The organism is Breznakia pachnodae (assembly GCF_030814225.1).
In the GTDB taxonomy this organism is placed as follows: domain Bacteria; phylum Bacillota_I; class Bacilli_A; order Erysipelotrichales; family Erysipelotrichaceae; genus Breznakia; species Breznakia pachnodae.
The window spans coordinates 23,040-37,649 of sequence record NZ_JAUSUR010000003.1; the positions used below are offsets into that span (position 1 = coordinate 23,040).

7 protein-coding genes are annotated in these 14,610 nt (G+C 33.2%); all 7 read left to right on the top strand.

Going from position 1 to position 14,610, the window contains the following annotated elements:
• Positions 1–47: 47 nt before the first annotated feature.
• Positions 48–716, top strand: coding sequence for a response regulator transcription factor (locus tag J2S15_RS08565; RefSeq protein ID WP_307407330.1), 669 nt, complete (start codon positions 48–50; stop codon positions 714–716).
• Entirely contained in the window at positions 709–1,932 is a 1,224-nt protein-coding gene (locus tag J2S15_RS08570; RefSeq protein WP_307407332.1) for a sensor histidine kinase, read from the top strand. Before J2S15_RS08565 ends, J2S15_RS08570 begins: the two co-directional genes overlap by 8 nt.
• Before the next feature lie 68 nt (positions 1,933–2,000).
• The gene (locus J2S15_RS08575) at positions 2,001–3,260 is read left to right on the top strand and encodes an RNA polymerase sigma factor (protein ID WP_307407335.1); all 1,260 of its coding nucleotides are present in this window, start codon (positions 2,001–2,003) and stop codon (positions 3,258–3,260) included.
• A gap of 6 nt (positions 3,261–3,266) precedes the next feature.
• Positions 3,267–4,442, top strand: coding sequence for an InlB B-repeat-containing protein (locus tag J2S15_RS08580; RefSeq protein ID WP_307407337.1), 1,176 nt, complete (start codon positions 3,267–3,269; stop codon positions 4,440–4,442).
• A gap of 141 nt (positions 4,443–4,583) precedes the next feature.
• Entirely contained in the window at positions 4,584–12,008 is a 7,425-nt protein-coding gene (locus J2S15_RS08585; protein ID WP_307407339.1) for an immunoglobulin-like domain-containing protein, read from the top strand.
• A 177-nt stretch (positions 12,009–12,185) separates the two neighbouring features.
• Complete coding sequence (locus tag J2S15_RS08590) at positions 12,186–13,436, top strand: RNA polymerase sigma factor (protein ID WP_307407341.1); 1,251 nt, start codon at positions 12,186–12,188, stop codon at positions 13,434–13,436.
• The gene (locus J2S15_RS08595; RefSeq protein WP_307407343.1) at positions 13,405–14,607 is read left to right on the top strand and encodes an InlB B-repeat-containing protein; all 1,203 of its coding nucleotides are present in this window, start codon (positions 13,405–13,407) and stop codon (positions 14,605–14,607) included. The genes J2S15_RS08590 and J2S15_RS08595 overlap by 32 nt, the downstream gene beginning before the upstream one ends.
• Positions 14,608–14,610 lie beyond the last annotated feature (3 nt).

Genomic DNA, 14,610 nt, shown 5'->3' on the forward strand with positions numbered 1-14,610 from the left:
TATAAAGGAAAATTGGTAGGATATAGTAATATTAACGAGGTAATTATATGAAGAAAATATTAATTATTGAAGATGAAGCAAATATTAGAAAATTATTGGCTTATGATTTAAAGCATGCTGGCTTTGAAGTCACTGAAGCAGAAGATGGTCAAGTCGCAAAGGACTTGTGCGACAAAGAACATTTTGATTTATTACTGATTGACTGGATGCTTCCAAATGTAAGTGGAATCGAACTAGTAAAACATTTCCGTGAAAAAGACATCCAAAGTGTCTTAATTATGTTAACGGCGAAAGATGAAGAGGAAAATATTCTTGAAGCATTTGAAGCAGGAGTGGATGATTATGTAAACAAACCATTTTCACCAAGAGTATTACTTGCAAGAATTCGCTCTCATTTAAAGAAACATGATGAAAGCGAAGGCCTGGACTTTAATGGACTTATTGTTGATGATAAGAAACGTAAAGTATTTCTTCAAAAAGAAGAAATTCCATTAACGAAAAAAGAATATGATTTATTACGTTATTTTGTAATGAATGCCAATATTGTATTATCAAGAGATCAAATCCTAAATGATATCTGGGGATTTGATTATGATGGAGATACAAGAATTGTGGATGTACATACATTTAAATTAAGAAACAAACTAAAAGGAAGTTCTGTACAAATTAATTCCAGTCGTGGGGTTGGTTATATTTTAGAGGCAAGAAATGAATAGAGAAAGAATTCGTCAAATTCTTACTATATTGATTTTCGCATTTCTTGCAATTGCTGTTTTTGATATAACACCGTATTTGGTAATTATCGCAATGAGTCTTGTTTTTGGATTTATCATCTATGAAATGCAAAAAGATGAAGAAAAAAGATCAAGAATTGAAAGTACCCATCTAATGAATCAAGTAAAAACATCAAGTAGTGATGTGAGTTTGAAGCAGGATCAGTTATATACATTAGTAGCTAATATCCCTCTTCCACTTGTATTGTTGGATTCAGATGGAAAAGCAGTTTTATATAATTCGTTTTTTGAACATTTCAGAAGAAATGATGATGATATCGAATTGACATATAATAAAAATGATTTTAAGAAAAGTGTACATCGTTTTGTAAATGATGCTTTTATCTTTGAAAAAGAAATTAGCAAGCCAATGAATATTGATGGTGTGGATTATGAAGCAATCAGTGTTCCTATCACTACTGATGGAAAGTTTAATGGCTGTGTTATTCTTTTCCAAGATATTTCAAAGGCTAAAGAAAAAGAGCAGATGCAAAAACAGTTTATTGCAGATGCATCTCACGAGTTGAAAACACCAATCAGTGCCATCAAAGGTATGGTTGAGATTTTAAATCGTGAAGGTTTTGACGATGAAGAAATACGCAGTGATTTCTTACATCAGATTGAAAAAGAAAACGCAAGACTAGAATCAATTGTTCAAGATCTATTGCAGTTATCTAGGTTGTCCAATGATATGTTAGTGTTAAAACGTGAGTCTCATGACTTCACAAAAGTTATAGATGCATGTGTAGATTCGCTTGAACATAAAGCAAGAGAAAAAGGTATTGAGATTGTGAAAGATTATCAGACCCATGGAAGTGTGTTTGTGGATTTTGAACAAATGGAAGTAGCAATTAACAATCTGCTAGCAAATGCAATTGCTTATAGTGATCATGGAACGATATATCTAAGAACATATTATGATGAAGATGAATGTTATATCTTTGAAATAGAAGATCAGGGTCAAGGAATTGAACCTGATAATATTGAAAAGATATTTGAACGTTTCTATCGAATAGATAAGGCAAGGTCAAGATTAAGTGGTGGTTCTGGACTTGGATTATCCATTGTAAAATCTATCATTGAGGCACATACAGCGGAAATGGAAGTACATAGTGAATTGGGTAAAGGTACAACTTTTAAAATTAAAATGAAGTACTAGTGAACCGTATTTGAAAAAAATCTCTCTAAATTAATAGAGAGATTTTTTTGTTGGAGGAGCATATATATATGGAACGAAGAAAAATAGATTCAAAATATGTCATTCAATTACAAGAAGGTGATACTTCTGTTTTTGAATATATCTTTGATTTTTATCGAAACTCTATCTATTATTTTGCAATAACTTATGTTCGAAATAAAGCGGATGCAGAAGAAGTGGTTCAAAATACATTTATTATTGTATTTAAGCAAATTAAAAGTTTAAGAAACCCTGATTCTTTTCATTCGTGGATTCATAAGATTGCATTTCGTAGTGCAATGAGAGTAATCGAAAAGAATAAGAGTAGAAATATAGTAGCGTTAGAAGAAGATTTTGGTTTGGAGAATATTGAAGAGAGACAGGCGAGTCCTTCAGAAATTTTAGATCGAAATGAGATATCTACTGTAGTAGGTAAAGAAATGGAAAATTTATCACCAAAGTTATTGGCGGTAGCTCAATTAAAATATTTCGATGACCTTACCGTTTATGAAATAGCAGATGTACTTGATATACCAGTAGGTACCGTAAAGAGCAGATTGATGAAGGTGCGAGAAAAATTACAACCAATTTTAGATGATGGCGGTTACTCTCCATCAAAATATCTAAGTGTAACGATGGTACCAATTGTGTTTGAAGCATTTAAAAAACTTATTGATCAACAAACGATGTCACCTAAATCAGTAGAGATGATTGAAAAAAGTATATTGGCAACTGGTGCAGCAGGAACTGGCGCAGTTAATATTGCAACAATTCTAAAAGCATGTGGAATACTTACAGTAGGTAGTGTTGGGGTATTTACAGTCTATACACAAGTGAATACAGTGGAACCAATAATTGAAAGTGTTGCTTATTATCAAGGAGTAACCAATAAAGATATAGATGTTGAACTGTTGTTGAATGAGAAGATATCTGAAAGTGAAATAAGTGTTAAGTCTAAGGATAAAGATGTGGAATTCTCATTGGACAATAATAAGTTAGTGTTTGTAGTTCACCAAAATGGTGATTATACTGTTGAGATAAAAGATGAACAGGAAGTAATTTCAGTTAGTAATATCGATAAGAATAATCCTGTTCTTACTGAAGTGAATTATGAAGATAATAAATTATCTTACAAGTTTAAAGAGAAAGAATCTGGACTTGATTTAAGTAGTTCTTATTTTGAAGATAAGGATGGAAATCGTTATAAATTATCAGAACAAAATTATATTGAAGGTGAGTTTAGCGGAACAGTAATTGCCTACTTACAAGATTACGCGGGAAATTTTGGAAAGTACGAGTTTGATATATAGACAATTATGAGAAAGATATTATGGAGGGCAATACGAGCATTTATATGTGTTATATTAGTGGGCGGATTAATTAACATAACACATACAAATGAAATACAGGCTACAAGTGTTAAGTTCAATTTACAGCATACTTCATCAATGAAATGGCAGAATGGTGATGTGCTAAGTACTGTACCAGGTGCAGGCAGCGAAAAAAGTGTACCAGGAAAATCAAAGTTAGTTATTTATCTTTCTATTAATAACAACTCTGGTGATATTAAATCAAATATTTCATTTCTGAGAAAAGAAGGATTCCAATATTATAGTTATTATTCAGGAGTGCTTAAAATCAATGGTGTAAATGCAACTGAAACACAATACAACAAGTTTATAAATGAAAGTGGTGTTGAGACAACCCTTGGTTCTGCTACTCAAACGTATGAACTGTCAGTAGAATCAACAGGTTCAACTACTCAAAAAGTAATGGGTGATTTAAAGATACAATCAAGCTCTGTTACCTCAGGTAGAAATACCTATACATATGAGCAAGTGTTTTATGGTAATTTTGATTATCCTAAAACATATACTGTAAATTTTTATGATGAAACAGGTAGTCTGATTACCCAGACAGCTGTAAATCAGAACGAAAATGTTGAACTACCAGTTTTCACAAAAGATGGATATACATTTCTAGGATTTAATTCACTTCCTACAGGTAAGGGAGATTTTTTTGATGGAACAAACATCACCAAGAACTGGGATGTATATGCGACTTATGAACAACTTCAACATCAGGTTAATTTTTATGTAAATGGAGAATTATATAAAAGTATTTCTGTACTTCATGGCGATGATGTAAATGCTATCGAAGACCCTAGTTTGGATAATAAGGTATTCAAAGAATGGGATGGAGACTTGAAGAATATAACTGAAGATCGAGAAATTCATGCAGTTTTTGATGATAAAAAAGAAGATAAAGATATTCATATCAGAGAAATAGAAGTAAAAAAAGGACAAAATAGTTTAGAAACGAAAGAGAAAGCTGTGAAAGAAAATGCATCAACAAATGCGTTTGAAGTATTTCTTCAACAGGCATCACCAGTTGATATTGTTAATTATGGATTAGTTATTGTTTTATTTATTGGGATTATTCTTTTGTTTATAGTTAAAAGGAGAAAAAAGAAATCATCTACAAAAACCTAAAGTTCTTTAATGTTTAGTGGCTAAAAACATTAAAAAATTATTTTCAAATAAAAGTGAACCCTTTTCAAAGTTGACTGCACTAAATTGTGTAAGAAGCTAGGAAAGGATAGAACTTGTTTGTTAATTGAAGGAGGGCAAGAAATGAATAGAAAGAGAATTGGTGCTTTAGGTAAAGTGGCTTTAGTTTTCTTATTAACACTCACATGCTTTAATGCATTTATATCTGCACAAGATGAAAATGCTGCTGTGGAATTTGATATAGAAAGTACTGTAACTTTAAACGAAGACAAAACAAGTGCGACTATAAGTTTAGATGCACAGAGTATAAATGAACAGTATACGTTAAGTGAGATTATAGATCCAAATGGTACAACCATGGATTTCAGTAATCTAAATTATGAAGTTACAGAAGATGGAACTTATAATTTTACAGTTACCTATACTTATTTAGAAAATGAAGAAATAAAAGAAGAGACCTATGAGAAACAGGTGAAAGTAGAAGGTATTGATAAAAGTGATGCCGAAGAAACTCCTGTAGAGACACAACAAACTCCAGGTTTACGTTCAACGATTACAAATGGAAATGTATCTATTGATATTCCTGATTATGATGAATTAGTTGGATGGAATAATGGCGATGTAAAAGATATGCAGGTAACTGTAGATTTTGGTGACAGTACAACTGCCAACAAAAAGATTAAAATTACCTTACCTGAAGGTTTGCGTTTTGAATCAATTACAGTAAAAAATGGAACTAGTACAACAGGTGCAGATGCATCCATTTTAAGTGTGTATGGAGATTCAGATCCTAGAGCGACAGCGATTTCATCAATGACGATTCCAAAAAAGGAAACAGTAGCTTCAAAGGGTGCAACATATGGAAGTGTTGAATACGAAATGATCAACACGACTGAAAAAGTTGTATTGGAATTTAAAGTAAGTGTGGATATGTCTAGATATTATGGACCACACACAATTTTAAATGAAATTACTGCAGAAGCAACAAAAGGTACAACAAATGAATTGGTTGGTGGAAGTGTTGTTACTCAAAGTGTTGACGCGATAGGAAGTACAGTTGGTTCTGGAAATATTACTTATTACTCAACAACATCTGCAGCAGGTACAGCAACAGTTCTGTCAAGCACAGGAACAAGTACTGAACAAGGTCGTGTACATAGAATTGATACAGGATTATTAAGTTGGACAACAAAGGTTACGAATCGTTATGCGAAAAGTAAAACTTATGAACTGTACTATCCTAAAGGAATGGAATTTAGTCATATTCAAGTATCTGAAGGATTTCCAGGAAGTTATGAAATTGTAGATATTGATGATGTAAATGGGAAAGTTACAATGAAAGTAGATGGTTGGACAACACGTCAACAATTTTGGGTATGGTATACAGTACCAGTAGGTACAACAGCAGGTACCTATACTGTAGATGGGAAAGATACAGTTACTTATACATGGTATGACGATACAACTTCTACTTATACAAGAACGAGTGCGAATTATAGTGTTGAAGTAATTGATCCTTCAGCTACAAAAGATAAGATGACAATTACTCAAAGTAGAGATATTTATTCGGATACAACAGTTGAAAATGCATTTCAATATGGACCGCAATTTATTATTGCGAATAAGCAACCAAAAGTAACAGAAAATCAAATTGCAGAATTTGAAATTGATTCAAACTGGCAAGTGTCTAGAGTGCATTTACCTTTTGATAAATCAATTGCAGGAAATGAAATTACAAATATTCAGTATAAAACGAATAAGAATGATTGGCGAACATATACACCAAGTTCAGCACTGTCAATGAATGGTGCTGTAGCTGTTTTAACTAAAAGTGATGTAGGATTGGATGATGATGAATACTTTATTGGAGTGAAAGCAAATGTTGGATCTTTCAGCACAGAGTATGTAAGTGTATCATTGATTTCAAATACTGCTACGGTTAATACATATGGGATATTTAAAAGTGGGGTAAGTGCAACATCGGCTGATGTTACCTTCCGTATGTATGAAGAAGGTAACGAGACAGATACAACTGAGCAAATCACAAGAAAAATAATTAAGGCAACTGGATCAAATAGAACGATTTTAAGTGCTTCCACTTTAACGTTCTATGACATGGATGATAATGTGATTACAAGTGTGACAGCTGGAAATCAATTCCAGACAAAAGGAACAATTTTAATAAACTCAAATACCGCACATGGTATGCATATTCTTGAGAACCCAGAAATTTATATTCGTGAAATTGATGGAGTAACTATTAATACATCTAGTATTTCTTTGAAAAATTCTGACGGAAGCGATGTTACTTTTTCGGTTAGTGAACACACGAATACTTATGGTGAAAAAATTTATAAATTAACAACACAAGATTCATGGATAGGACAATATAAAGGTGAAAACCAAGAATCAAATAGATATACTATAAGTTTTACATCGGCTACAAATGTGAATGCAACTGGTAATTTTGATGCCAGAGATTTCCTTGCTTTTGGAAATAAAAGTACGGGAATGGTAGCGACAGATGACACAAGTGTACCAACATTCACAGATATTTATGATTTTGATGGAGATGGTGATTATACAAATAAATTATTATCAGTAAAAACGAAATCATTTGGAATCAATGAAAATAAGAATGTACTGGTAGAAACATTTTTAGCTTTAGAAAATGAAGATCCAAAAGATCCGTATGTTGAAGGTGATGTTAATACGCTTGCATATTTCACACCAGGAACTAACGCGGATTATATTGCGAAAATAACAAACAATGGAGATGTTCCAGCAGATGCAATGGACATTTATATTCCAATTCCTAAGGAAGGACAAAACTTTGGTACAACTTTCCAAAGTGAAGACTTTAAATGGGATATGAAACTAACAGGTGCAATTACAGTGCCCGCTGGATTTAAAGTTTACTATGCGACAAATGCATCAGAAACGAACTATAAAACAACAGCAAACTACACAGAGTATCCTTCAGATTATTCTGATGTAAATATGGTGAAAATTGTGGCAACTGCTGAAATACCAGTAGGAGCAGAAAGGGAATTTAGAGTTCCTTTAAATGTAGATGAAACATTTGCAACAGCTACAAGTGGCAATAAAATAGGAACTAGAAATATCTTTAATCCGAGTTATCGTGTTGAAAGTGATAAATTTATTGGAGATTTAACTGGTACTAAGGCAGGAACCGAATTAGTAATTGCAGAGATTGGTGGAACTGTTTTTATTGATAATAATGGAGATGGTCTGTATAAAGCTGAAGATGGAGATACTGCTGTAAGTGGCCATGAAGTGAGATTGTGGAAACTAGTAGAAGTTCCAAGTGGGACTGACTATTATGAAGAAGTGATGGATAGTAGTGGTACTAGTCAGGTGAGCGTGACTACGAATGCAAATGGAGTGTACTTATTTGACTATACAACAGGTATGGGATATGGAACATATGCAGTGGAATTTGTTGAGAAAACAGGTTCTACATATCAATATACTGTCAACAATAATAGTGTAGGTAATGAAGGAATCAATAGTGATGCAATTGTTGCAAATGGTATTCCAAAACCAGAAGATAATTATCGAGGATGGGTGTTGGATATTGATGCAACCAAACCGGTCGCAAAAACTATTGGATGTGGATTCTTGGAATATGATCCGCCAGTTGATTTAACATTAACAGTTCCAAGTGATACACAAATAGTGAAAGTGGGAGAAACAATTACTGTAACACCCACAGCAATCACACCGGATTTCTGGGAAAGTATTAAACATACAACACAAGCATATACTTGGGAATTGGTAAATGCTTCAGATGCTACATATGTATCTCTTGCAAATAAAACTAGTAAAACAGTAAGTGTAACTGGTGTAGCTAAAACAACAGGAACACAAACAGTTGATGTAAAACTTACAATTAAAGATATTTATGGACAAACGAAGAGCAAAGTAGTAAAAGTGAAAGTAAATACATCTACCCCACCAACATTAACTACACCAGTGATTGATACCTATATTGGGTCAGTGGTAGATTGGTTAGGAAGTGAAGTAACTGCGATAGATGATAATGGAGATACAATCACATTAGTATCAAGTGGAGCTGGTAAAAATGTGGAATGGAACAATAGTAGTGTTCCAATGATTCCTGGAACAGGTGCACTTACAACAGCAGGAACATATAATGTGGAGTATAAAGTAACTGATGCATATGGAAATACAACTACACAAAACCGTATAGTAAAAGTAAATGGATTACCAACGATTAGTTCCTCAGTTCAGACATATACATTGGGAGATACTACAATTGCTACACAAGTGGCAGGAAAGGCGATTGCTAGTTATCCAAAAGCGAGTGATACTGTTAGTGATGCACCAACAGATACAGCAATTACTACAGGAATCACTTATGCAATCAAAAGTGGGCCAAGCACTACAGGTTTTACAAAGGCAGGAAAATATGTAGTAGAATATACCGTAGTGCATGCAGGAATTACTGCAAAATGTGAAGCTGATGTATTGGTAAATGATGAAACTTCGAAAATTGTAAATGACCTAACAATAAGAGGGGATAATATTGTACTTACTCAGGATGAAGCAAAAACATTCACAAAAACAGATGCGATTTCAAAAACAGGTATAAAAGCATATGAATATATAAGAACTGATGGAGTCATTACATCAGTAGATGATATCAGTGGTACAATCACAAGTACTGATGTAACTGATATTAAAAATGTAACTGCAAAAGGTGGAGAATTCAGACTTACATTCACAGCAACAGGAACGAGTGGGACAATCACAAAAGAAATCCTAGTTGTAGTAGAAGGAACTGAAATCCAAGAGAATGATGGAATCGTAGTAAAAGCAAAAGGATTCACGATTGCAAATACAGATGCAATTGGATTAACGGATGCAATTGCTCAAAGTAGTGGTAATGGAAATGTAAGTGCATATCTATTAAAAGATGAAACACCAATAGCTACAATTGAAGCAAGTACGACAGAACTAGCTGCCATCAATGCAGTGGGATTAGCAGGAGCTACTGAAGACTTAACATTTACTGCGAAAGATAATGGTAAAACTTCAACAATTACAGTAAGTGTAGTAGTAAGTCCAACTCTAGTAGGACCAACAATAACTGCAAATGACTGTGAACATTATGTAGGAGATGCATTTGATGTATTGCATGATGTAACTGCAGAAGATGCAACTACTACACCAGTTACATTAAAAACAACGGGGACAGACAAGAATACAGTAGTAACGCACAGTATTCCAAATGGTAGTGATAAATTCACAACAGCAGGAACATATGAAGTGAGTATCAAAGTAACTGATCAATTTGGAAACGATTCAACGGAAACTAGAAAAGTAAAAGTGAATGGGTTACCAACAATCACAGTACCAGTTAAAACATATTATTTAGGTGATACTACAATTGCTACACAAGTAGCTGAAGCAGCAAGTGCTAGTTACTTAAAAGCAGATGATACAGTAGGAACTGCACCAACAGCAACAGCAGTAACAGGAATCACCAATACAATCAAAAGTGGACCAAGTACAGACTATAGTGAAGTAGGAACGTATGTAGTGGAATATACAGTTACAAATACAGATGGAAAGACAGCAACGAAAGAAGTGAATGTCTTAATTTTGGATGACACTACAAAAACAGAAAATGACCTAGCAATAAGAGCAGATAATATCGTTCTTACACAAGATGAAGCAAAAGCATTAACCAAAGCAGATGCAATAACTAGAACAGATGTGAAAGCGTATGAATATATAAGAACTGATGGAATTATTACATCAGTAGATGATATCAGTGGTACACTCACAAGTGCGGATGTAAGTGATATTAAAAATGTATCAACTAAAGGTGGAGAATTCAGACTTACCTTTACTGCAACAGGTTCTAAAGAAACAATTACAAAAGAAATCCTAGTTGTAGTAGAAGGAACCGAGATTCAAGAGAATGATGGAATTGTAGTGAAAGCAAAAGAATTCACAATAGCGAATACTGACGCAGCTACACTAGATGACACAACTGCACAAGGCAATGGAAGTGTAAGTGCATATCTATTAAAAGATGAAACACCAATCGTCGATATTGAAGCTGATACAACTGATCTAACAGATATCAATGCAGTGGGATTAGAAGGGGATACAAAACCTCTAACATTCACAGCTGAGGATAATGGTAAGACATCAACGATTACAGTAGATGTGACAATTAGTGCAACATTAATCAAGCCAACAATTACTGCAGATGATTGTGAACATTATGTAGGAGATAGTTTTGATATGTTACATGGAGTAAGTGCAGAAGATGCAACGAATACAAACATTCCATTATTAACTACTAGAGCATTAACAACTACAGTCGTTACACACAACATACCAGTAACGGATGGAAAATACACAACACCTGGAACATATGAAGTGACATATGAAATTACTGATCGCTTTGGAAACACACAGACAAAGACAAGAACAGTGAAAGTACATGGATTAGTTGAGATTGAAGCAACAGCACAAGAATATTTAAGTGATGATGCAACAATCTTAAGTCAGGTAGAAAGCGCAGCAAGTGCAAGTTACATGAAAGCAAGTGATGGAGCAGGAAGTGCACCAGTGAGTATAGACTTGAGTTCTGATATTAAAGTAACAGTAGACTCTGGACCTGATGGAGCAACTGACTTTAGTAAAGTAGGAATTTATAAAGTTACATATACTGTAACGAACATAGATGGTAAGAGTGATAGTATTACTATTGATATATTAGTATTAGATAATGGAACTGTAACTGATTCAACTGGAACATTGCATATCAGTGCTAAGAGTTTCAAACTAGCAAATGCAGATGCAAAGGCATTAACCGATAAGCAAGCAATTCAACTTGCAAATGCACAAGCGTTTAAAGTAAATAAAGACGCTGATGGAAATATTATTGGATATGAAGATATCAGTGCTAATATTGATGTTTATGCTCATCAACTAAGTGATATTCAAACTGCTGATGGACAAGGTGGAATCTATGATTTAATCTTTGAAGTAACGGATGGTAATAAAGAAGTACATAAACGTGTAGACGTAATTGTGTTGGGTAAAAATACACCTGAACCAGAATCTAAACTTGCAATTACAGCAAATGATTTTACAGTGACAAACAAAGAAGCACAAGTACTTACAAAGGCACAAGCATTAGAATTAGCAAATGCGAAAGCGGTTGTGATAGATACAGATCCTTCATCTGTAACTGACTTAACACTAAGCGTAAATGAAGATCAACTGAAGGCAATTAATTCAACTAATAATAAAGGTGGAGTATATGATTTAGAAATTACTGCATCATATACGGATGAAAAAGGTGAATTGATTACTAATAGAGTTACAATAAAAGTAACCGTTAAACCAGTATCATCTGCTTCAACTGCACCAGGCACAAATAGTAATGCAAGTGTAGGAACAGGAGACTATACAAACACAATGTATCTGATGTTAATGTTATTAATTAGTGTGGGATATATTGTACGAAAAAAAATAGTTTGATAACGAAAGTAGTTTAAACAGTGAAAAGAACCGGTAAATACTGGTTCTTTTTACTGTTTAGGTTACTTATATAATATAAAAAGTGAAATTATTTTATATAAAAATGAAAAAAAGATGAACCAATTGGAAAAAAGTCCCCTCTAATAGTTGAAGGGTAACTATAAAGAGGGCGACATTATGGAAAATAGTAAAATTGAAAGTAAATATATTGAGTCATTTATGAACGGTGATATTTCAGCATTCGAAGAAATATTTAACTTCTATAAAGACTCGATTTATTATTTAGCGATATTATATGTGAAAAACGCAGCAGATGCCGAAGAAATTGTTCAGTCAACGTTTATAACAGTCTACAGAAAAATTGGTGGATTGAAGAGTGTTGATTCTTTTCATTTTTGGATTTACAAAATTGCATGTCGACATGCAATTTCTGTCTACAACAAGAACAAGAAAAGTAATACAGTTCAGTTTGAGGACACTTTTGGTGTAGAAAATATTGTCACAGAGCAAGAAATTCCTAATGAAATGGCTTCTAATCTGGAACTTGTTGAATACGTGAAGAAAATTGTACAAGGATTACCACCCAAAATGACAATAGTTGCACAACTACGTTATTTCGAACAATTATCAGTAATTGAAATAGCAGAAATCTTAGATGTTCCAGTAGGAACGGTAAAATCCAGATTAATGCGAGTACGTACGTATTTAAAACCAAAGATGAAAGCAAAAGGGTTTACACCTGAAACATATTTATCAGTTTCAGCTAGTCCATTATTATTTGGAGTGTTTCAATCACTTATCAAAGAATCTGCACCAATGATGAATGCTGGTGAGATTGTACGTTTGGCAGGAACTGCTGCAGGTGGGATTTCAGCACAGTTAATAGCCAAATTTGTTGGGATTGCATTACTTGGAGGAGCACTAAGTACAGGTGCTTATCATTTGATGAGTGAAGAAACGAAGTATATTGAACAAATTTCCTATAATGATCAGCTTACAAAAAACAATCTAGAAGTAGAAATGTTATTAAGTAGTGACAGTAATCCAGATATCATTGAAGTAACCAAAAACAATCAGGTTTTGGATGTGCAGGTGGATGGAAACACAGTGACTTTTATAGTGGAAGAAAATGGTGAGTATAACATCAACGTAGATGATGATCGTGCGATTGTGAAAATCAATAATATTGATAAAAAGAATCCAATTTTAAGTGAAGTAGCTTATAGTGATAACACTCTTAGCTATACAATTAGTGATGATTTATCAGGAATTGATTATGAAAAATCTTATCTGGAAGACATGGATGGTAATCAATATCGATTAAATTCAGATAATACTGTACAAGGAGAATTTATAAAAGATTTATACATGCACCTTTACGATACAGTGGGGAACTATGGAAAATATGAAATTAACATCAGTAAGTAGAAAAAGTATTATTTTCTTTGTTTTCCTGTTTTTGCTAAGTTTTACTTTTTCTAATTCAATACATGCGGCAGAGAAGGTAAAAAAAGTACAGATTCAGCAAAAGGTCAATATGAGTTGGCTGGATAAAGGTGATGAGAAGACAATTGAAAGTCTAGCTTGTGGAGTTCAAATTCCAGTTAATTCAAAACTGAAGATTACAGCTCAGATGAAGAATAAAGGGGGAGATATTACAGCTGTAATTCAATTTATAAACAAAGATGGATTCGATTATTATGATTATTATGATGGTGTTTTAAAGATTGATGGAAAAAATGCCAGTAAGGAACAATATAATCAATTAATTGATGATGGATTATCAATAAAATTAACTACTTCCTATAAAAAAATTGAATTGGAAGTAAAATCAATAGGATCTAGCAATGATGAAGCAGTATTAGATATAAAATACAGGTACACATCATCAAAAAAGGAAAAAACAGTTACAAAGAGCGAAATATTTTGTGGTCAGTTTGTATCTACTAGTGCAACCTATGATGTAACCTTATATGACTATGATGGAACACTAATCAGCAAAAGAAAGGTAGCTTCAGGGGAGTCATTAAAAATACCTGAAGTAAAAAGAACAGGATATTCACTGTTGGGATTTAGTAGCGATCCATATGGAGAGAGTGGTTATTATAAGAGTGAATCAGTTTCGCGTTCATTAACACTATATGCAGTTTACGAAAAACAGCAGTTTTCCGTTTTTTTCTATGTCAATAATGAAATATACAAAGAAGTCATGATTGATTATGGTGAAGATGTAAAAGAAATTGAAGCACCAACACTTACAGGTATGAAATTCGAGGGCTGGGATGGAGACTTTAAAAATGTAACTGAGAATAGAAACATTATAGCGAAGTATTCAAAAGTTGAAGCACATAGTTCTACATCAATTTCATTTAAAGAAATTGAAACCAAAAATGGAAGCGATAAAAACGATACAGAAAAAACAAAAATAATTAGTCGGAGTTCAATGGGCAGTAACTCGACTGATAAAGGAATAGAAATAAAAAATAAGAAAGAGGACGGGTTAAATTATTTAGGTATATGGGCAGTAGGAGCAATCATAGCAATGGTTATGTATTGGCTTTATAGAAAAAGAATAAAAAGAAAAAGGGAACCAATCTAAACA

Coding starts and splice junctions, on each gene's coding strand:
- J2S15_RS08565 (WP_307407330.1), top strand. CDS start 48: ATGAAGAAAATATTAATTATTGAAGATGAAGCAAATATTAGAAAATTA.
- J2S15_RS08570 (WP_307407332.1), top strand. CDS start 709: ATGAATAGAGAAAGAATTCGTCAAATTCTTACTATATTGATTTTCGCA.
- J2S15_RS08575 (WP_307407335.1), top strand. CDS start 2,001: ATGGAACGAAGAAAAATAGATTCAAAATATGTCATTCAATTACAAGAA.
- J2S15_RS08580 (WP_307407337.1), top strand. CDS start 3,267: ATGAGAAAGATATTATGGAGGGCAATACGAGCATTTATATGTGTTATA.
- J2S15_RS08585 (WP_307407339.1), top strand. CDS start 4,584: ATGAATAGAAAGAGAATTGGTGCTTTAGGTAAAGTGGCTTTAGTTTTC.
- J2S15_RS08590 (WP_307407341.1), top strand. CDS start 12,186: ATGGAAAATAGTAAAATTGAAAGTAAATATATTGAGTCATTTATGAAC.
- J2S15_RS08595 (WP_307407343.1), top strand. CDS start 13,405: ATGGAAAATATGAAATTAACATCAGTAAGTAGAAAAAGTATTATTTTC.